At 59.2% G+C, this 19,607-nt stretch carries 16 protein-coding genes; 9 read left to right on the top strand and 7 right to left on the bottom strand.

Annotation, left to right across the window (positions count from 1 at the left end):
- Nucleotides 1–446 precede the first annotated feature (446 nt).
- The 4 genes from dnaA to gyrB are packed head-to-tail and all read left to right on the top strand — an operon-like array spanning nucleotide 447 to nucleotide 6,656.
- The gene (gene dnaA, locus FIV38_RS05880) at nucleotides 447–1,967 is read left to right on the top strand and encodes a chromosomal replication initiator protein DnaA (protein ID WP_029290191.1); all 1,521 of its coding nucleotides are present in this window, start codon (nucleotides 447–449) and stop codon (nucleotides 1,965–1,967) included.
- Nucleotides 1,968–2,006: 39 nt separating this feature from the next.
- Entirely contained in the window at nucleotides 2,007–3,110 is a 1,104-nt protein-coding gene (dnaN, locus tag FIV38_RS05875; protein WP_029290193.1) for a DNA polymerase III subunit beta, read from the top strand.
- A gap of 20 nt (nucleotides 3,111–3,130) precedes the next feature.
- On the top strand, nucleotides 3,131–4,234 hold the full coding sequence (recF, locus tag FIV38_RS05870) for a DNA replication/repair protein RecF (RefSeq protein WP_029290195.1): 1,104 nt from the start codon (nucleotides 3,131–3,133) through the stop codon (nucleotides 4,232–4,234).
- A gap of 4 nt (nucleotides 4,235–4,238) precedes the next feature.
- Nucleotides 4,239–6,656, top strand: coding sequence for a DNA topoisomerase (ATP-hydrolyzing) subunit B (gyrB, locus tag FIV38_RS05865; RefSeq protein ID WP_092232392.1), 2,418 nt, complete (start codon nucleotides 4,239–4,241; stop codon nucleotides 6,654–6,656).
- Nucleotides 6,657–6,741: 85 nt separating this feature from the next.
- Here the strand turns inward: gyrB and FIV38_RS05860 are convergent, their stop codons facing one another.
- Entirely contained in the window at nucleotides 6,742–7,461 is a 720-nt protein-coding gene (locus FIV38_RS05860; RefSeq protein ID WP_029290199.1) for a response regulator transcription factor, read from the bottom strand.
- 17 nt (nucleotides 7,462–7,478) lie between these two features.
- Between FIV38_RS05860 and FIV38_RS05855 the strand changes: the two genes are divergently transcribed.
- The 3 genes from FIV38_RS05855 to FIV38_RS05845 all read left to right on the top strand — a co-directional run bounded on the left by FIV38_RS05855 (nucleotide 7,479) and on the right by FIV38_RS05845 (nucleotide 11,612).
- A complete protein-coding gene (locus tag FIV38_RS05855; RefSeq protein ID WP_133715196.1) occupies nucleotides 7,479–7,931 on the top strand; it encodes a hypothetical protein in 453 nt (150 codons plus the stop codon).
- A 369-nt stretch (nucleotides 7,932–8,300) separates the two neighbouring features.
- Nucleotides 8,301–9,290, top strand: coding sequence for a FecR family protein (locus FIV38_RS05850; RefSeq protein ID WP_167362625.1), 990 nt, complete (start codon nucleotides 8,301–8,303; stop codon nucleotides 9,288–9,290).
- 18 nt (nucleotides 9,291–9,308) lie between these two features.
- Nucleotides 9,309–11,612, top strand: coding sequence for a CHASE2 domain-containing protein (locus FIV38_RS05845; RefSeq protein ID WP_092232385.1), 2,304 nt, complete (start codon nucleotides 9,309–9,311; stop codon nucleotides 11,610–11,612).
- Nucleotides 11,613–11,781: 169 nt separating this feature from the next.
- Here the strand turns inward: FIV38_RS05845 and FIV38_RS05840 are convergent, their stop codons facing one another.
- The 4 genes from FIV38_RS05840 to glyQ all read right to left on the bottom strand — a co-directional run bounded on the left by FIV38_RS05840 (nucleotide 11,782) and on the right by glyQ (nucleotide 16,178).
- Nucleotides 11,782–12,552 carry a lysophospholipid acyltransferase family protein gene (locus FIV38_RS05840; protein WP_029290207.1) on the bottom strand — a complete coding sequence of 257 codons (771 nt, stop codon included), beginning with the start codon at nucleotides 12,550–12,552 and terminating at the stop codon, nucleotides 11,782–11,784.
- Between the two features lie 82 nt (nucleotides 12,553–12,634).
- Nucleotides 12,635–13,174: a D-glycero-beta-D-manno-heptose 1,7-bisphosphate 7-phosphatase gene (gene gmhB, locus FIV38_RS05835; protein WP_169870889.1), complete on the bottom strand. Its 540-nt coding sequence runs from the start codon at nucleotides 13,172–13,174 to the stop codon at nucleotides 12,635–12,637.
- Nucleotides 13,174–15,228: a glycine--tRNA ligase subunit beta gene (gene glyS, locus FIV38_RS05830; protein WP_029290211.1), complete on the bottom strand. Its 2,055-nt coding sequence runs from the start codon at nucleotides 15,226–15,228 to the stop codon at nucleotides 13,174–13,176. The genes gmhB and glyS overlap by 1 nt, the downstream gene beginning before the upstream one ends.
- Nucleotides 15,225–16,178, bottom strand: a complete 954-nt coding sequence (glyQ, locus tag FIV38_RS05825) for a glycine--tRNA ligase subunit alpha (protein WP_003213601.1) — start codon at nucleotides 16,176–16,178, stop codon at nucleotides 15,225–15,227. The genes glyS and glyQ overlap by 4 nt, the downstream gene beginning before the upstream one ends.
- 81 nt (nucleotides 16,179–16,259) lie before the next feature.
- Here glyQ and FIV38_RS05820 point away from each other — a divergent pair, with 81 nt between their 5' ends.
- Nucleotides 16,260–16,817 (top strand): DNA-3-methyladenine glycosylase I, encoded by a 558-nt coding sequence (locus tag FIV38_RS05820; RefSeq protein ID WP_092232382.1) that lies wholly within the window; start codon nucleotides 16,260–16,262, stop codon nucleotides 16,815–16,817.
- Nucleotides 16,818–16,858: 41 nt separating this feature from the next.
- A complete protein-coding gene (locus tag FIV38_RS05815; RefSeq protein ID WP_070996605.1) occupies nucleotides 16,859–17,746 on the top strand; it encodes a lysophospholipid acyltransferase in 888 nt (295 codons plus the stop codon).
- Between the two features lie 136 nt (nucleotides 17,747–17,882).
- Here the strand turns inward: FIV38_RS05815 and FIV38_RS05810 are convergent, their stop codons facing one another.
- Together FIV38_RS05810 and trkA are read right to left on the bottom strand one after the other, a co-directional pair.
- A complete protein-coding gene (locus FIV38_RS05810) occupies nucleotides 17,883–18,194 on the bottom strand; it encodes a tetratricopeptide repeat protein (RefSeq protein WP_092232380.1) in 312 nt (103 codons plus the stop codon).
- 18 nt (nucleotides 18,195–18,212) lie between these two features.
- Nucleotides 18,213–19,586, bottom strand: a complete 1,374-nt coding sequence (gene trkA / locus FIV38_RS05805) for a Trk system potassium transporter TrkA (RefSeq protein ID WP_029290222.1) — start codon at nucleotides 19,584–19,586, stop codon at nucleotides 18,213–18,215.
- Nucleotides 19,587–19,607: the final 21 nt, after the last annotated feature.

Here is a 19,607-nt window from a genome sequence, read left to right as displayed (position 1 = left end):
TTCCATGAGGTTCGGCTTTCACGAGCAATGCCATAGATATAAAAATAAAGAAGGAAGTTATTTAAAGCTTTTCTGTAAAGCTTATAAAAGCTAGGGAGCCGATCATCTGTGGATAACTGACTTGAGACCATATTCCACGTGCTGTACAGAGGATGACAACACGGGGGAGAAGCAGTGCTCTGCCTGTGCTGCACTGTCGGATAAGCTGTGTGTGGAATGGCTACTTATCCACAGGCCAGTTACCCACAGACTTTCGACCCCACTTGTACAACGAGCTTAGGGGCGCTTATCCACAGAGCTTATGCACAGACCATTTGTCGCCTTTTTTACGGTTAAGGCATTGATTCTTGGCGGCCTGTGAGCAACCTACATGTGGATAAGTGGCCCGCTCGCCGCTACAATGGCGGCTGTTTTTGCCTCACCGGCTTTCAACTTAGGGGATATCCGTGTCAGTGGAACTTTGGCAGCAGTGCGTGGAGCTTTTGCGCGATGAGCTGCCTGCCCAGCAATTCAACACCTGGATCCGTCCACTACAGGTCGAAGCCGAAGGCGACGAGTTGCGTGTCTACGCACCCAATCGTTTTGTTCTCGACTGGGTCAACGAGAAGTACCTGAGCCGCGTTCTCGAATTGTTCGACGAACATGGCAATGGGATGGCTCCTGCGCTCTCCTTATTAATAGGCAGCAAACGCAGCTCCGTACCTCGCGCCGCCCCCAACGCGCCGCTTGCCGCCGCTGCGTCGCAAGCCCAGGCTGCCTCTGCCCCGGTCAATCATGCGCCGGCGCCCGCTGCGTCTATGCCGACGAAATCCGCCGCGCAGAAAAACGCGCCAGTCAGCGAAGAGCCCTCCCGCGACAGTTTCGACCCGATGGCAGGAGCCAGCTCCCAGCAGGCGCCGGTACGTGCCGAACAGCGCACGGTCCAGGTCGAGGGTGCGCTCAAGCACACCAGTTACCTGAACCGCACCTTTACCTTTGAAAACTTCGTCGAAGGTAAATCCAACCAGCTCGCCCGCGCTGCGGCCTGGCAGGTAGCTGACAACCCCAAGCATGGTTACAACCCACTCTTCCTTTACGGCGGCGTTGGCTTGGGTAAGACGCACTTGATGCACGCTGTGGGTAACCACCTATTAAAGAAGAACCCGAATGCCAAGGTCGTGTACCTGCACTCGGAGCGCTTCGTGGCCGACATGGTCAAGGCGTTGCAACTCAATGCGATCAACGAATTCAAACGCTTCTATCGCTCCGTCGATGCGCTGCTGATCGATGACATTCAATTCTTCGCGCGCAAGGAACGTTCCCAGGAAGAGTTTTTCCACACGTTCAACGCCCTGCTTGAAGGTGGCCAGCAGGTCATCCTCACCAGCGATCGCTACCCCAAGGAAATCGAGGGCCTGGAAGAGCGTCTCAAATCGCGCTTCGGTTGGGGCCTGACCGTTGCGGTAGAGCCGCCGGAACTGGAAACCCGGGTTGCGATCCTGATGAAAAAGGCCGACCAGGCGAAAGTCGATCTGCCTCACGACGCCGCATTCTTCATCGCCCAGCGCATTCGCTCCAACGTGCGTGAGCTCGAAGGCGCGCTCAAGCGCGTTATCGCTCACTCGCACTTCATGGGCCGCGATATCACCATCGAGCTGATTCGCGAATCCCTCAAAGACCTGCTGGCGTTGCAAGACAAACTGGTGAGTGTGGATAACATTCAGCGCACCGTGGCTGAGTACTACAAGATCAAGATTTCCGACCTGCTGTCCAAGCGCCGCTCGCGCTCGGTAGCGCGTCCGCGTCAGGTGGCCATGGCGCTCTCCAAGGAGTTGACCAACCACAGCCTGCCGGAAATCGGCGATGTATTTGGTGGCCGCGACCACACCACGGTCTTGCACGCGTGCCGCAAGATCAACGAGCTTAAGGAATCCGACGCGGATATTCGCGAGGACTACAAGAACCTGCTGCGTACACTGACAACTTGATGAACACCAGCGCAGCTTATTAAGGCAAGGGACTAGACCATGCATTTCACCATTCAACGCGAAGCCCTGTTGAAACCCCTGCAACTGGTCGCAGGCGTCGTCGAGCGCCGACAGACCTTGCCGGTACTTTCCAACGTACTGTTGGTTGTCGAAGGCCAGCAGTTGTCGTTGACCGGTACCGACCTGGAAGTCGAACTGGTTGGTCGTGTACAGCTGGAAGAACCCGCTGAGCCCGGTGAGATCACCGTGCCTGCGCGCAAGCTGATGGACATCTGCAAAAGCCTGCCCAATGACGCGCTGATCGACATCAAGGTCGATGAGCAGAAGTTGGTGGTCAAGGCCGGGCGCAGTCGTTTCACCCTGTCGACCTTGCCGGCCAACGACTTCCCGACTGTGGAAGAAGGCCCGGGTTCGCTGACCTGCAGCCTGGAACAAAGCCGTCTGCGTCGTTTGATCGAGCGCACCAGCTTCGCCATGGCCCAGCAGGACGTGCGTTACTACCTCAACGGCATGCTGCTGGAAGTATCTGAAGGCATCATCCGCGCCGTGGCCACAGACGGTCACCGCCTGGCCATGTGCTCGATGAAGGCTGATATCGGCCAGCCGGATCGCCATCAGGTGATCGTGCCGCGCAAAGGTATCCTGGAGCTCGCGCGTCTGCTCACCGAGCCGGACGGTAACGTCAGCATCGTCCTCGGCCAGCATCACATCCGTGCGACCACTGGCGAGTTCACCTTCACCTCCAAGCTGGTAGACGGCAAGTTCCCGGATTACGAGCGTGTGCTACCCAAAGGTGGCGACAAGCTGGTGATCGGTGATCGTCAGGCGCTGCGTGAAGCGTTCAGCCGTACCGCGATCCTGTCCAACGAAAAGTACCGGGGTATTCGCCTGCAATTGGCCAACGGTCAGCTGAAAATCCAGGCCAACAACCCGGAGCAGGAAGAAGCTGAAGAAGAAATCAGCGTTGATTACAACGGCGGCTCGCTGGAGATTGGTTTCAACGTGAGCTACCTGCTTGATGTGCTGGGTGTGATGACCACTGAGCAAGTGCGTCTGATCCTGTCCGACTCCAACAGCAGCGCCCTGGTGCAAGAATCCGATAACGACGACTCGGCTTATGTTGTTATGCCGATGCGCCTGTAATCATGTTCAGCAGAAGCTAGATGTCCCTCAGTCGCGTCTCGGTCACCGCGGTGCGCAATCTGCACCCGGTGACCTTCTCCCCCTCCCCCCGCATCAATATCCTCCACGGCGCCAACGGCAGTGGCAAAACCAGCGTGCTGGAAGCCATTCACTTGTTGGGCCTTGCTCGTTCCTTTCGCAGCGCCCGCCTGCTACCGGTGATTCAGTACGAGCAATTGGCGTGCACCGTATTTGGCCAGGTTGAACTGGCGCAAGGCGGGCATAGCAGCCTGGGGATATCCCGTGATCGCCAAGGGGAGTTCCAGATCCGTATCGATGGGCAGAATGCGCGCAGTGCGGCGCAACTGGCGGAAATCCTGCCACTGCAATTGATCAACCCCGACAGCTTCCGCTTGTTGGAAGGCGCACCCAAAATTCGCCGGCAGTTCCTCGATTGGGGAGTGTTCCACGTGGAACCGAGGTTCATGGCCACTTGGCAGCGCCTGCAGAAGGCCCTGCGGCAGCGGAACTCATGGCTGCGGCATGGTACACTTGACGCCGCTTCGCAAGCGGCCTGGGACCGTGAACTGTGCCTGGCCAGCGACGAAATAGATGAATACCGCCGCACCTATATCAAAGCCTTGAAACCAGTCTTTGAACAGACCTTGAGTGAGTTGCTGGAACTCGAGGGGCTGACGCTGAGCTACTACCGTGGTTGGGACAAAGAGCGTGACTTGAGTGCAGTACTCGCCACCTCTTTGCAACGGGACCAGCAAATTGGCCACACCCAGGCAGGACCGCAACGCGCTGATTTGCGCCTTAGATTAGGTGCTCATAACGCCGCGGATATCTTGTCCCGTGGTCAGCAGAAGCTAGTGGTCTGCGCGCTGCGTATCGCCCAGGGGCACTTGGTTAGCCAGGCCCGACGCGGTCAATGTATTTATCTGGTGGATGATTTGCCGTCCGAACTGGACGAGCAACACCGCCGCGCGCTATGCCGCTTGTTGGAAGACTTACGCTGCCAGGTATTTATTACCTGTGTAGACCACGAATTATTGAGGGAAGGCTGGCAGACGGAAACGCCAGTCGCTTTGTTCCACGTGGAACAAGGCCGTATCACCCAGACCCACGACCATCGGGAGTGAAGGCATGAGCGAAGAAAACACGTACGACTCGACCAGCATTAAAGTGCTGAAAGGTTTGGATGCCGTACGCAAACGTCCCGGTATGTACATTGGCGACACCGATGATGGTAGCGGTCTGCACCACATGGTGTTCGAGGTGGTCGACAACTCCATCGACGAAGCTCTCGCCGGCCATTGTGACGACATCAGCATCATCATCCACCCGGACGAATCCATCACCGTGCGTGACAACGGTCGCGGCATTCCGGTAGATGTGCATAAAGAAGAAGGCGTATCGGCGGCAGAGGTCATCATGACTGTGCTCCACGCCGGCGGTAAGTTCGACGACAACTCCTATAAAGTATCCGGCGGTTTGCACGGTGTAGGCGTGTCGGTAGTAAACGCCCTGTCAGAAGAGTTGATCCTGACCGTTCGCCGTAGCGGCAAGATCTGGGAACAGACTTACGTGCATGGCGTACCTCAGGCACCCATGGCGATCGTCGGTGACAGCGAAACCACCGGCACCCAGATTCACTTCAAGCCTTCGGCTGACACCTTCAAGAATATTCACTTCAGCTGGGACATCCTGGCCAAGCGGATTCGTGAACTGTCGTTCCTCAACTCCGGTGTGGGTATCGTCCTCAAGGACGAACGCAGCGGCAAGGAAGAGCTGTTCAAGTACGAAGGTGGTCTGCGTGCATTCGTTGAATACCTGAACACCAACAAGACTGCGGTCAACCAGGTGTTCCACTTCAACATCCAGCGTGAAGACGGCATCGGCGTGGAAATCGCCCTGCAATGGAACGACAGCTTCAACGAGAACCTGTTGTGCTTCACCAACAACATTCCCCAGCGCGACGGCGGTACTCACTTGGTGGGTTTCCGTTCTGCACTGACGCGCAACCTGAACACCTACATCGAAGCCGAAGGCCTGGCCAAGAAGCACAAGGTCGCCACCACCGGTGACGATGCCCGTGAAGGCCTGACTGCGATTATTTCGGTCAAGGTCCCGGATCCCAAGTTCAGCTCCCAGACCAAAGACAAGCTGGTTTCTTCTGAAGTGAAGACCGCTGTTGAACAGGAAATGGGCAAGTATTTCTCCGACTTCCTGTTGGAAAACCCTAACGAAGCCAAGTTGGTCGTCGGCAAGATGATCGATGCGGCACGGGCTCGTGAAGCGGCGCGTAAAGCCCGTGAAATGACGCGTCGTAAAGGTGCGCTGGATATCGCTGGCTTGCCGGGCAAACTGGCGGACTGCCAGGAGAAGGACCCTGCCCTCTCCGAACTGTACCTGGTGGAAGGTGACTCTGCTGGCGGTTCCGCCAAGCAGGGTCGTAACCGCCGCACCCAGGCGATCCTGCCGTTGAAGGGTAAGATCCTCAACGTCGAGAAAGCCCGTTTCGACAAGATGATTTCCTCCCAGGAAGTCGGCACCTTGATCACCGCCCTGGGCTGTGGCATTGGTCGCGACGAGTACAACATCGACAAGTTGCGCTATCACAACATCATCATCATGACCGATGCTGACGTCGACGGTTCGCACATCCGTACCCTGCTGCTGACCTTCTTCTTCCGTCAGTTGCCGGAGTTGATCGAGCGTGGCTACATCTATATCGCCCAGCCACCGTTGTACAAAGTGAAAAAGGGCAAGCAAGAGCAATACATCAAAGACGACGACGCCATGGAAGAGTACATGACGCAGTCGGCCCTGGAAGATGCCGGCCTGCACTTGAACGATGAAGCCCCGGGGATCTCCGGTGAGGCGCTGGAGCGTCTGGTAAACGACTTCCGGATGGTGATGAAGACCCTCAAGCGTTTGTCGCGCCTGTACCCTCAGGAGCTGACCGAACACTTCATCTACCTGCCAGCCGTCAGCCTGGAACAGTTGGGCGATCACGCAGCGATGCAGGATTGGCTGGCCCAGTACGAAGTTCGCCTGCGCACCGTTGAGAAGTCTGGCCTGGTTTACAAAGCCAGCCTGCGTGAAGACCGTGAACGTAACGTTTGGCTGCCAGAGGTCGAACTGATCTCCCACGGCCTGTCGAACTACGTCACCTTCAACCGTGACTTCTTCGGCAGCAACGACTACAAGACCGTGGTTACCCTGGGCGCGCAACTGAGCACCCTGCTGGACGACGGCGCTTATATTCAGCGTGGCGAACGCAAGAAGCAGGTCAAGGAGTTCAAGGAAGCACTGGACTGGTTGATGGCGGAAAGCACCAAGCGCCATACCATCCAGCGATACAAAGGTCTGGGCGAAATGAACCCGGATCAACTGTGGGAAACCACCATGGACCCAGCGCAGCGTCGCATGCTGCGTGTGACCATCGAAGACGCCATTGGCGCGGACCAGATCTTCAACACCCTGATGGGTGACGCGGTCGAGCCACGTCGTGACTTCATCGAGAGCAATGCCTTGGCAGTGTCCAACCTGGACTTCTGATAACGCATTTGCGAAACAAAAAGGCCAACGTTTAACGTTGGCCTTTTTTATTGCGCATTTTTAAATGCTCCACGTGGAACATCTGTTATGCCGTAGCGGCAGTCACGCTCTCCAAACGATAGCCGTAGCCGTAGATGGTCAGCAGCTGCCAGCCTCGTTCCGGCGTCAGCCCAAGCTTGTTTCGTAGGCGATAAATATGGGTATCCAAGGGCCGTGAAGACACCATTTCTTCATGGGTCCAGAACCGCTCATAGAGATATTCCCGTGACAGCGGCCGCGCCAGGTTGGCGAACAGGCAGCGTGCCAGGCGGTACTCCCTTTCGGTCAGGTTGATCGGATCACCGGCGCGGCTGACGGTCAGCTCGGCATCGTCGAAAGTCAGGTCGTTGAAAACCAGCACTTCCGAGGCAGCCGATTTCTGCAGGCCGTGACGGCGCAGGACGGCACTGACCCGTGCCTTCAGCTCGTTGGGACGAAACGGCTTGCTGACATAGTCATCTGCACCGCTGTTCAGGGCCTGGACGATATCGCTCTCGGCGTCGCGGCTGGTAAGCATGATCACCGGAGGCGGCGCCTCCATGTGCTCACGGGTCCAGCGCAGGATCGCGATACCGCTCAGGTCCGGCAATTGCCAGTCGAGTACCAGCAAGTCGAAGGTTTCTCGGCGCAGTTGGCGCAGCAAGTCTTCGCCACGCTCGAAGCAATGCAGCGTCCATGGCTGCTCCGAGGCACTTGGGATTTGTCGCAGAGTCTGTTCCACCCGCCGCAATTCGGCAGGTTCGTCATCCAGTATCGCGACACGCATGGCAGGGTCCTTTCTTTTTGAAGAGTGTTGCAGCGGTTGAAGAGAACATTGGTTCGCCGTTGAATCTGAACAATTATGGCCAGTTTCTCAAGCTCCCTGCATCTCTCGGTACGCTGATATCAAATAGCCCTAAGGCCGTTAAACATCGCGTACCCAGCTGGAAAGATACCGGCTCAAGCCCCTCAGGAAAAGGATCAATGGCAATCAGGTTTTATGCGCTGTCGGGACAGGTGAGTCTTGTGCAGAAGGTCAGAGTGTGGGGAAAGATGTTAGTGCTGGTTGCGGCAACAGGTTTTGGCACGGAAATGGTGGATGCGTGTAGCCCGGCGCCGTCTGCCCCCCTTAACGAAATGTCGGTGTATGCCGAATCGGTAGACGGCCTTGGTTACGCCGGACTCAGGGAAGTTGATGCACCCAATGCCTTTCAACACGGTAGCGTGCTCGACCAGGACCAACGGTGGATCTTCTAAATCTGAACAAATGTTGCGCTGCGCCCCTGTGCACCACTCTTGTAGGTAAATTCTCTTTCGCTGAGTGACACATGGAGGGCGTGCGCGGGAAGCGCTCTCGATACACGGACGTATCATCTGTAGTCCGCGGTTCGCTACGGGCTGCTGTCGGAGGGATGTGAGGGACAGTATTTCTTCGATGTACATCCGGTTCGGCCTCGTCGATCCGGCAGACACAGGGATGTGTCACCTTTCCGAGCACCTCATCCCTGCCACTACGGCTATCGAGTTCGATGCGTCATCGGGTATCGTAGGCGAGATTCAAGGTCCTGCCGCGGCAAGACGCTTTCTGAACGTACAGTCTGACGGACCTTTAGAACTAGAACCTTGATGAGCGCCATGACCCTCTTTCCTCGCCGCTATTCCCTTTCCTCTCTATTCGGTTCAAGCCTGGCCCTGGCGCTTGTGATCAACAGCCCACACGTTCTAGCCAAGCCTGCCCCTGTGCGTGCGCCCTACATAGATGACAACCTGATGTGCCGGGCACAGCCGCTGCCGGCAGTCGTGCAGCACCTGACCGGTGAAGCCTGGAAGCTCGATGCCAAGGGACGCCCCAGCGTGTTGGAAGAAGGCATGCTGATTGATGAGCAGGAAAGCGTAAAAACCTCGCCCTCGGCGTTTGTCAGCTTGTTGCTGGGTGACGGCTCGCGGGTTGTCCTGCCCTCCAGCTCCGAGGTGCGTCTGCACTTGGTGGAAGAACAGGCGATTCCCCAGGTGATCCTGCAACAAGGGCAAGTGGAAGCCTACGTACTCAAGCGCGCCAGTGACTATGACCGTTTTCAGATCGTGACCCCGGTGGGCGTACTTGGCGTGCGCGGGACGCATTTCCGTGTGCGTAATGACGATCAGCAATCGGTTGTCGAAGTGCTCAACGGCCAGGTGGCCGCCAGCCGCAGCGAGTCGCAACCGCAGGGCAAACAGCTCAAGAAAAAACCGCAGACGGGTCCGGTGGACGGTGAGCTGAAGGTTGGCGCTCGACAAGGGTTGTTGCTCAAGACGCAGGGCGAGTTGAAGACGGTCGACTTATTGCCTGCTCCGCGCCTGATGGGCCAGGACGGCCAGAAAGGCGATGCGCCGGTCTGGACATTGATCCTGCACCCGCAACCGGGGGCCCAGCGCTACCGTGCGCAGGTGGCTACCGATAAAACCTTCATGAACATCAAGCAGGAAAACTTCTCCAGTGAACCGCGCTTGAGCTTCACTGGACTCAAGGCCTCGTTCTATCACGTGCGCGTGTCGGCCTTTGATGACCAGGGACTGGAAGGAGAAACAGGTGTTTATGACATCTTCTATTACCCACCTGCCACCCGTGTGCAGTAGCACCGCGGTGTTGGGACGGTGAAGTGGTGGCGCCGGGCTGAACAACGTCAGCCGAGCCAGGCCCAGCGCCTGTTCAATGGGCTGGTCAGGGAATGGCTGTGGATCAGCCTGCTCCTGCTGCCGATGACGGCCTTGTTGTCCCTGAGCCCTGGCCTGTCCCTGAATAACCTGTTGTACGACAGCTTGCGGCGCATGGCGCCGTTGCAGGTGGACCCGCGCATCCTGTTGGTGAGCATTGATGACATGAGCCTCAGGGAGCTTGGCCAATGGCCTTGGTCGCGGCGTCTGCATGCCGACCTGATCGACCAATTGAGTGCCGCCAAACCTGCCGGGATCCTGCTCGATGTGATCTTCAGCGAACCGGCACGCGAGCCGGCCAATGATCAGCGCCTGGCCCAGGCGATCTGCAAGGCCGGCAATGTGCTGCTGCCGTTGATTCGCGAAGGCACGCCGCGCTTGGGGCAACCCCTCACGCAAATCCTCCCCGTGCTGCCACTGCGCGACTGTGCCAGGGCGGTGGGTCATATCAACGTGGAAGCGGACAGCGACGGTATTGTGCGCAGCCTCTATTTGCGTGAAGGGCCGCCGGGGCAACTGGTCCCGCAGTTGGCGTGGCTGGCCTTCGAACTGACCGGCCAACAGGCCGACATGCCGGGGCTGCCAGCGTCTTCGGAAACCAGTGATTGGCAACGGGACAATGCCATCCGCATTCCATTTATCGCCGCCGATAACGGCTTTCCCAGCGTGCCCTATGTCAGCGTGCTGCGCGGTGAAGTCCCGGCCCAACTGTTGCGCGATCGGATCATCCTGGTGGGAGCCACCGCGCCAGGCATGGGCGATCGCTACGTGACACCGCTTTCGGCCAGCGTTGGCACGACCCCAGGTGTCGAGATCCAGGCCAATATTCTCAACGGCCTGCTGCAAGGGCGCAGCATTACCGTGTTGCCTGGCTGGCTGGCCACGCTGCTGTCTACCTCGCTGGTGGCATTGCTGCTGGGCCTGCTGCTGTTGCGCCCGCGTTATGCCCTGTGGCTGAGCCTGGGTTGTATGGTGGGTGCCCTCCTCGCTTCCTGGGGCTTGTTGCGCCTGGGGCTCTGGTGGTCGCCAGCAGCCACGTTGGTCGGCATGTTGCTCGGCTATCTGATCTGGAACTGGCGTCGCCTGAGCGTAATCCTGGCCTATTTCGGCTGGGAGTTGGCGCGCCTAGACAGTGAGCCCAAGGTGCTGCCGGAACGCCGTCGTGCCGCCGTCAGCAAGGGCGATGTATTGCAGGGCCGTATCGTGGCCCTGGAGCAAGCGGTCAGCCGCACCCGCGACACCCGGCGTTTTATGGCCGACGGCCTGGAGTGCCTGCCGGTCGCGACCCTGATTACCGATCCCACGGGCGAAATCCTGCTGGCCAATCGCATCGCCCGGGATGTATTTGGCAACGAGCTGATTACCGAGAACCTGCTACAGCAACTCAAGGCATTGGGCTACCCGCCCTTGCAAGGCGGGGTGAGCACGCCGCTGTCAGCCCTGGAAATCGTCGAGTTCCGCGACACCCAGCAACGCAGCCTGCGCCTGGAGTTGGCACCGTTGTTACCGGTCGACGGTGATGTGGCGTTGGGTTGGCTGCTGAGCCTGACTGACCTGAGTATCGAACGTGACGCCCAACAGCAACGTGAAACCCTGCTGCGCTTCCTCTCCCATGATCTGCGGGCGCCCCACTCAGCCATTCTGGCGTTGTTGGATGTGCAGCGACATGAGGCCTCTGACGTCTGGCAGGTATTTACCCAGATCGAACAGCAAGTGCGGCGGGCATTGAGTTTGACCGAGTCGTTCGTTCAATTGGCCAAGGCCGAGTCCGACGGCTACCAGTTTGAGCCCAGCCTGTTTGCCATGCTGGTGCTCGATGCGTTTGACCAGGTAGCGCTGCTGGCCCAACTGAAAAAGATCCAATTGGTCCACGACCTGGACGAGGCGGGTGAGGACATGGTCCTGGCGGATCAATCCCTACTGACCCGAGCCTTGTTCAACCTGATGGAGAATGCGATCAAGTACAGCCCATCCGGCACCACAGTGACGGTGCGACTCGAACGCAAAGGCCAATGGTTGGCCTGTCATATCCAGGACCAGGGGCCCGGCATCGCGGCCCAGGAGCTTCCCGAACTGTTCAGCCAATACCGACGTTTTGCTTCGGCCCAGGGCAGCGAAGGCCTTGGGTTGGGCCTGACCATGGTCAAGGCGGTCATGGACCGCCATGGGGGCCGGATCGAGTGTGCGAGTGAGGTCGGGCAAGGCACGGTTTTCAGCCTGCAGTTGCCGTTGTGGGAAGAGTAAACAGCTGTGCATAAAAAACCGGCCGCAAGGGCCGGTCTTCAACGGTCGAAAAAACTTATGCACGTTTTTCGGTGTTTTATTAGCTTAAGAAATATGTAATCAAATCATAAGCCTATAAGCCAAAAACTGCTTTTCGCCAACAAACCGTACACAGGTTATCCACAGAACGTCAGATCACCGCGCGGTCTTCGGCAACCGGCAGTGGCGGCAGCGAACCCATGGCCCGTTGCTGCGCTTCATTCCAGGCTGCAGCGCGGTCATTGAGCGCGGCAATTGCACGCGGTCCTTCCCCTTCGGCATACATCGGCTCGCCGATCACCACAGTGATGGTGCCCTTGCGCTTGGCCCAGCCTTCCTTGGGCCAGAACTTGCCGGCATTGTGGGCAATCGGCAGCACCGGCAGATTGGCGTTGACCGCCAGTGCCGTACCGCCCCGGGAGAACTTGCCGACCGTGCCAAAGGGAACGCGGGTGCCCTCAGGGAAGATCAGGACCCAAACGCCGTCCTTGAGCAGTTCGTCACCTTTCTTGGCCACATGCTTGAGCGCGGCCTTGGGGTTGTCGCGGTCGATGGCAATCGGGCGCAGCATGGCCATGGCCCAACCAAAGAACGGTACGAACAGCAACTCACGCTTGAGCACCTGGCTCAGGGGCGAGAAGTAGGCAGAAAGAAAAAACGTCTCCCAGGTGCTCTGGTGGTTCGACAGGATCACGCACGGCTGGTCCGGGACATTCTCGGCGCCCTTGACCTCGAAACGGATGCCCAGGAACACCTTGGTCAGCCACAACGCGCAGCGGCACCAATAGACGTTGATAAAGCGATAGCGCGCCTTGAATGGCAAAAAGGGCGCAATAAAAAAGCTCAGGGTGCACCAGAGAAACGAACTGGTGCCCAGCAGCAGGTAAAAGAAGAAGGTTCTGATGGCCTGCAAAATCGACATGGCAGCATTTACCGTTGCGGGACAACGCCCGCCTGTTAAAAGTGCACTCCCGAACAATCCTTGGTCAGGAAGTCGAGGGCGACTAGTTGTTGATAAGTTCTGCGGCAACCGCCGCCAGATCGTCAAAAATCAAGGTGCCTACCGGCAGGTTTTTCGCCTGGGTCTTTTCGCCTTTTCCGGTCTTTACCAAAACTGGCTGAGAGTCGACGGCTTTGGCCGCCTCCAGGTCACCGAGACTGTCCCCGACGAACCATATCCCAGCCAGGGGCACCTTGTAATGTTCTGAAATGATTTTCAACATGCCAGGCTTGGGTTTGCGGCAATCGCAGCCCTCGTCCGGCCCGTGGGGGCAATACACCACCAGCCCCACCTCACCGCCCTGCTCTGCCACCAACGTGCGCAAGCGCGCGTGCATGGCGTCCAGGGTGGCGATGTCGTAGTAGCCGCGGGCGATGCCGGACTGGTTGGTAGCAATGGCTACCGTCCAGCCGGCCTTGCTCAACTGCGCGATGGCCTCGATCGAGCCGGGCAGCGGGATCCACTCCTCTACCGACTTGATGTAAGCGTCGGAGTCGTAGTTGATCACCCCGTCCCGATCGAGAATCAGCAGTTTCAACATGATCAGCTCAGCGTCGAAATGTCAGCGATGTTGACGAACAAACCGCGCAGACGCGCCAGCATGGCGTAGCGGTTTTTCCGCACGCCAGCATCTTCGGCATTGATCATCACCGCTTCGAAGAACGCATCCACCGGCTCACGCAAGGTGGCCAGGCGCGCCAGTGCTTCGGCGTAGTTGCGCTCGGCGATCAGCGGTTTCACTGCGTTTTCTGCCTTGGCGATAGCCGAGTTCAGCGAGAACTCCTTGGCATCGGCAAACAGGCCAGGATCGACGTCGCCGGTGCCCAGGCCTTCGGCCTTGCTCAGCAGGTTCGACACGCGCTTGTTCACGGCGGCCAGGGCATCGGCTTCCGGCAGCTTGCGGAAGGCCTGTACGGCCTGCACACGTTGGTCGAAGTCCAGTGCCGAACCCGGTTGCAGGGCACGCACCGACAGGTAGACGGAAACGTCCACGCCTTCGTCTTCGTAGCGCGCACGCAGGCGGTCGAACACGAACTCCAGCACTTGCTCGGCCAAACCGGCTTGCTTGACCTTGGCGCCGAACTGACCAACTGCAAACACCACGGCCTGGGTCAGGTCCAGGTCCAGCTTCTTGTCGATCAGGATGCGCAGCACGCCCAGGGCCGCACGGCGCAGGGCATACGGGTCTTTGCTGCCGGTGGGCAACATGCCGATACCGAAGATCCCCACCAGGGTGTCCAGCTTGTCAGCGATGGCTACGGCCGCGCCGGTCAGGGTGGTCGGCAGTTCGGCGCCAGCACCGCGGGGCATGTACTGCTCGTTCAAGGCCAGGGCGACGTCTTCAGGCTCGCCGTCATTGAGCGCGTAGTAGTAACCGGCAACACCTTGCATTTCCGGGAACTCGCCGACCATCTCGGTGGCCAGGTCGCATTTGCACAACAGGCCAGCGCGGGCGGCCAAGGCCGCATCGCCGCCAATACGTGGCGCGATGTAGGCCGCCAGCTTGGAAACCCGCACAGCCTTGTCGTAGACGCTGCCAAGTTTTTCTTGGAACACCACGTTCTGCAGGCGCAGGTTGAAGTCTTCGAGCTTCTGCTTCTTGTCTTGCTTGAAGAAGAACTCGGCATCGGTCAGGCGCGGGCGTACGACTTTTTCGTTACCAGCGATGATCTGCTGCGGGTCCTTGCTTTCGATGTTGGCCACGGTGATAAAGCGCGGCAGCAATTTGCCGTCCACATCCAGCAGGCAGAAGTACTTCTGGTTGTCCTGCATGGTGGTGATCAAGGCTTCTTGTGGCACATCGAGGAAGCGCTCTTCGAACGAGCACACCAGCGGCACCGGCCACTCGACCAGCGCGGTTACTTCGTCGAGCAGGCTTGGTGGCACGATGGCGGTGCCTTCCTGCAAACGAGCCAGCTCTTCGGTGCGCTTGCTGATCAGCTCGCGACGCTCGTTGGCATCCGCCAGCACATAGGCTGCACGCAGGTCTTCGAGGTAGCTGGCCGGCGAACCGATGCGCACGTTTTGCGGGTGGTGGAAGCGATGGCCACGGGAGTCGCGGCCGGCCTTCTGGGCGAGGATGGTGCAATCGATGACTTGATCACCGAGCAGCATTACCAACCATTGGGTCGGACGAACGAACTCTTCCTTGCGTGCGCCCCAGCGCATGCGCTTGGGGATCGGCAGGTCGTTCAGCGAATCTTCAACGATGGTCGGCAGCAGGCTGGCAGTCGGCTTGCCGGTGATGACCTGGCTGAAACGCAGTTTCGGGCCACTTTGGTCGATCTCGCTCAGCTCGACGCCGCACTTCTTGGCAAAACCCAGGGCGGCCTGGGTCGGGTTGCCTTCGGCATCGAAAGCGGCCTGGCGTGGCGGGCCGTCGAGGTTGATGTTGCGGTCCGGCTGCTGGGTTTGCAGCGCGGTCAGCAACACCGCCAGGCGACGTGGCGCGGCGTAGACCTTCTTGGCTTCAAACTTCAGGCCGGCAGTCTGCAGGCCTTTTTCGATACCGGCCAGAAATGCGTCGGCCAGGGTGTTGAGGGCCTTGGGTGGCAGCTCTTCGGTGCCCAGTTCAACCAGGAAATCTTGAGCACTCATTGTGCAGCCTCCAGCTTAGCCAACACTTCATCACGCAAATCCGGGGTGGCCATCGGGAAGCCCAGCTTGGCGCGAGCCAGCAGGTAGGCTTGGGCGACGGAACGCGCCAGGGTGCGTACACGCAGGATGTATTGCTGGCGCGCGGTTACCGAGATGGCACGGCGAGCGTCCAGCAGGTTGAAGGTATGGGATGCCTTCAGGACCATTTCATAGCTCGGCAACGGCAGCGGCTGATCCAGTTCGATCAGGCGCTTGGCTTCGCTTTCATAGAAGTCGAACAGTTCGAACAGCTTCTCGACGTTGGCGTGTTCGAAGTTGTAGGTCGACTGCTCCACTTCGTTCTGGTGGAACACATCGCCATAAGTCACTTTGCCGAACGGGCCGTCAGCCCATACCAGGTCGTAGACCGAGTCCACGCCCTGCAGGTACATGGCCAGGCGTTCCAGGCCGTAGGTGATCTCGCCGGTCACCGGGTAGCACTCGATGCCGCCCGCTTGCTGGAAGTAAGTGAACTGCGTCACTTCCATGCCGTTGAGCCAGACTTCCCAGCCCAGGCCCCAGGCGCCCAGGGTTGGCGACTCCCAGTTGTCTTCGACGAAACGGATATCGTGGACCAGCGGGTCCAGGCCGACATGTTTCAGCGAGCCCAGGTACAGCTCCTGGAAGTTGTCCGGGTTTGGCTTGAGGACGACCTGGAACTGATAGTAGTGCTGCAGGCGGTTGGGGTTTTCGCCGTAGCGGCCGTCAGTCGGGCGACGACTGGGCTGCACATAAGCGGCGTTCCAGGTTTCCGGGCCGATGGCCCGCAGGAATGTTGCGGTGTGGAAAGTGCCGGCGCCTACTTCCATATCGTAGGGCTGAAGTACCACACAACCTTGCTCGGCCCAGTATTGCTGGAGGGCGAGGATCAAGTCTTGGAAGGTACGCACGGCTGGCGTAGGCTGGCTCACAAAATTCACCTGTTACTTGGGCTGCGATTTAAAGGGCGGCAGTATACCCGATTCGGCCTTGCCACCACTCCCTGGAGCCTTATGCCACGCTGCTTTTGGTGTTCTGAAGATCCGCTGTACATGGCTTATCACGATCAGGAGTGGGGAACGCCGCTGCGCGATGCGCAGGGTTTGTTCGAGTTGCTTTTGCTCGAAGGGTTCCAGGCGGGCCTGTCCTGGATCACCGTTTTACGCAAACGCGAGCATTATCGAAAGGTCTTGTTCGGTTTTGATCCCCAGCGCCTGGCGCAGTTGAGTGATGCCGAGATCGAGCAGTTGATGCTCGACCCAGGCATCGTGCGCAACCGCTTGAAACTCAATGCCACCCGGCGCAATGCCGCCGCCTGGCTGGCGCTGGAGGACCCGGTGGGGTTGCTCTGGGGGTTTGTCGGCGGCGCGCCCAAGGTCAATCATTTCAAGGATCGCAGCCAGGTTCCGGCGATTACGCCAGAGGCCGAAGCCATGAGCAAAGCGCTCAAGAAAGCCGGCTTCACGTTCGTCGGGCCGACCATCTGCTATGCGTTCATGCAGGCCTCGGGCATGGTCATGGACCACACTCAGGATTGCGACCGTTACGCGGACTTGGTCAACGCCGGGTAGAATGGCGCACTTTGCGCACCGCACAACATCAGGAGTGACCTGTGGAAAAGTTAAAAGGCGCCTTGCTGGTAGGCGCTCTGCGATTGTTTGCCCTGCTGCCCTGGCGCGCCGTCCAGGCGGTGGGTACGGCCATTGGCTGGATCATGTGGAAAACCCCCAACCGCTCCCGCGATACGGTGCGGATCAACCTCTCCAAGTGTTTCCCCGACATGGACCCGATCGAGCGTGAGCGCCTGGTCGGCCAAAGCCTGATGGACATCGGCAAGTCCCTGACCGAAAGCGCCTGCGCCTGGATCTGGCCGGCCCAGCGTTCCATCGACCTGGTGCGCGAAGTCGAAGGCCTGGAAGTGCTGCAGCAAGCCCTGGCCTCAGGCAAAGGCGTGGTAGGCATCACCAGCCACCTGGGCAACTGGGAAGTGTTGAACCACTTCTATTGCAGCCAGTGCAAACCGATCATTTTCTACCGCCCGCCCAAGCTCAAGGCGGTGGATGACCTGCTGCGCAAGCAACGCGTGCAGTTGGGCAACCGGGTGGCGGCCTCCACCAAAGAAGGCATCCTCAGTGTCATCAAGGAAGTGCGCAAGGGCGGCCAGGTGGGGATTCCCGCTGACCCGGAGCCGGCAGAGTCGGCCGGGATCTTCGTGCCGTTCTTCGCCACCCAGGCGCTGACCAGCAAGTTCGTGCCGAACATGCTCGCCGGTCACAAGGCGGTCGGGGTATTCCTTCATGCCCTGCGGCTGCCGGATGGCTCGGGCTACAAAGTGATTTTGGAAGCGGCGCCGGAAGATATGTACAGCACCGACACGGCCACGTCCTGCGCGGCGATGAGCAAGGTGGTGGAGCGTTATGTGGGCGCTTACCCGAGCCAGTACATGTGGAGCATGAAGCGCTTCAAGAAACGCCCGCCGGGCGAGGCGCGGTGGTACTGATTCGCGACTGATTCAAGGTCGATGCGAAACCAATGTGGGAGCGGGCTTGCTCGCGAATGCGGTGTATCAGCTACACATTCAGTGGCTGAGACTCCGCATTCGCGAGCAAGCCCGCTCCCACAGTTGTGATCTCCATTCAGGCTTGGCGGTCGAGTTTTTTCAGGAACACCGTCATCTCTTTTTCGGCCTGCTTGTCGCCATGGGCCTGGGCCGCTGCAATCCCCTGCTCCCACGCCTGCCGTGCCGCGTCTTTATCGCCCAGCGCAGCATGCGCCTTGCCCAACAGCTTCCACGCTGCTGAATACTTCGGATCAAAGCCGACGCACTTGCTTAAATGCTCGGCCGCCTTGGCGTTGTCTTTCAGGTCCAGATAACCCTTGCCCAAACCAAAGCGCAGCAGCGAGTTATCCACACCCTTGGCGAGCATTTTTTCCAGGGATTCGAGCATTTCAATCACTCCACTTGATCAGAAGAAGCTCAACCCCACGTGGAACAGTTTCTCCACATCGCGGATATGTTTTTTATCCACCAGGAACAGAATCACATGGTCCCCCGTGGCGATCACCGTGTCGTCGTGGGCGATGATCACTTCTTCATCCCGAATGATCGCGCCAATGGTAGTGCCCGGTGGCAAGCCAATATCGCGGATCGCCCGGCCGATCACCTTGCTCGACTTGGAGTCACCGTGGGCAATCGCCTCGATGGCTTCCGCCGCGCCCCGGCGCAGTGAGTGCACGCTGACGATATCGCCGCGCCGCACGTGGGCCAGCAACGTGCCGATGGTGGCCAATTGCGGACTGATGGCAATGTCGATGTCGCCGCCCTGGATCAGGTCCACATAGGCCGGGTTATTGATGATCGTCATGACCTTCTTCGCCCCCAGCCGCTTGGCCAGCAGCGACGACATGATATTGGCCTCGTCGTCGTTGGTCAGGGCCAGGAAGATATCGGCGTCGGCGATGTTCTCTTCCATCAGCAGGTCACGATCCGAAGCGCTGCCTTGCAGTACCACGGTGCTGTCGAGGGTGTCGGACAAATGCCGGCAGCGTGCCGGGCTCATCTCGATGATCTTCACCTGGTAGCGGCTTTCGATAGCCTCGGCCAGGCGCTCGCCGATCTGCCCGCCGCCGGCGATGACGATGCGTTTGTAGCTCTCGTCGAGCCGGCGCATTTCGCTCATCACTGCGCGAATGTTGGCCTTGGCGGCGATGAAGAACACTTCGTCGTCGGCTTCGATCACTGTGTCGCCCTGGGGCAGGATCGGCCGGTCGCGGCGGAAAATCGCGGCCACGCGGGTTTCCACATTCGGCATGTGTTCGCGCAGCTGACGCAGTTGCTGGCCCACCAGAGGCCCACCGTAGTAGGCCTTGACCGCCACCAGTTGCGCCTTGCCTTCGGCGAAGTCGATCACCTGCAGTGCACCGGGGATTTCGATCAGGCGCTTGATGTAGTGGGTGACCACCTGCTCCGGGCTGATCAGCACGTCCACCGGAATCGCGTCGTTGTCGAACAGCCCGGCGCGGGTCAGGTAGGCCGCTTCACGCACTCGGGCGATCTTGGTCGGGGTGTGGAACAGGGTGTGGGCGACCTGGCAGGCGACCATATTGGTCTCGTCGCTATTGGTCACCGCCACCAGCATATCGGCGTCGTCGGCGCCGGCCTGGCGCAGCACGGTGGGGAACGAGGCACGGCCCTGGACCGTCCGGATATCCAGGCGATCTCCCAGGCCACGCAGGCGTTCGGCGTCGGTGTCGACCACGGTAATGTCGTTGGCTTCACTGGCCAAATGCTCGGCCAGCGTACCGCCGACCTGCCCTGCGCCAAGGATGATGATCTTCATCCGGTCACTCCCTTAAAAACC

This window comes from Pseudomonas proteolytica (assembly GCF_007858275.1).
GTDB classification, from domain to species: domain Bacteria; phylum Pseudomonadota; class Gammaproteobacteria; order Pseudomonadales; family Pseudomonadaceae; genus Aquipseudomonas; species Aquipseudomonas proteolytica.
This window is presented reverse-complemented; position numbering and strand designations above follow the sequence as displayed.

Coding starts and splice junctions, on each gene's coding strand:
- dnaN (WP_029290193.1), top strand. CDS start 2,007: ATGCATTTCACCATTCAACGCGAAGCCCTGTTGAAACCCCTGCAACTG.
- recF (WP_029290195.1), top strand. CDS start 3,131: ATGTCCCTCAGTCGCGTCTCGGTCACCGCGGTGCGCAATCTGCACCCG.
- gyrB (WP_092232392.1), top strand. CDS start 4,239: ATGAGCGAAGAAAACACGTACGACTCGACCAGCATTAAAGTGCTGAAA.
- FIV38_RS05860 (WP_029290199.1), bottom strand. CDS start 7,461: ATGCGTGTCGCGATACTGGATGACGAACCTGCCGAATTGCGGCGGGTG.
- FIV38_RS05850 (WP_167362625.1), top strand. CDS start 8,301: ATGAGCGCCATGACCCTCTTTCCTCGCCGCTATTCCCTTTCCTCTCTA.
- FIV38_RS05840 (WP_029290207.1), bottom strand. CDS start 12,552: ATGTCGATTTTGCAGGCCATCAGAACCTTCTTCTTTTACCTGCTGCTG.
- glyS (WP_029290211.1), bottom strand. CDS start 15,228: ATGAGTGCTCAAGATTTCCTGGTTGAACTGGGCACCGAAGAGCTGCCA.
- FIV38_RS05820 (WP_092232382.1), top strand. CDS start 16,260: ATGCCACGCTGCTTTTGGTGTTCTGAAGATCCGCTGTACATGGCTTAT.
- FIV38_RS05810 (WP_092232380.1), bottom strand. CDS start 18,194: ATGCTCGAATCCCTGGAAAAAATGCTCGCCAAGGGTGTGGATAACTCG.
- trkA (WP_029290222.1), bottom strand. CDS start 19,586: ATGAAGATCATCATCCTTGGCGCAGGGCAGGTCGGCGGTACGCTGGCC.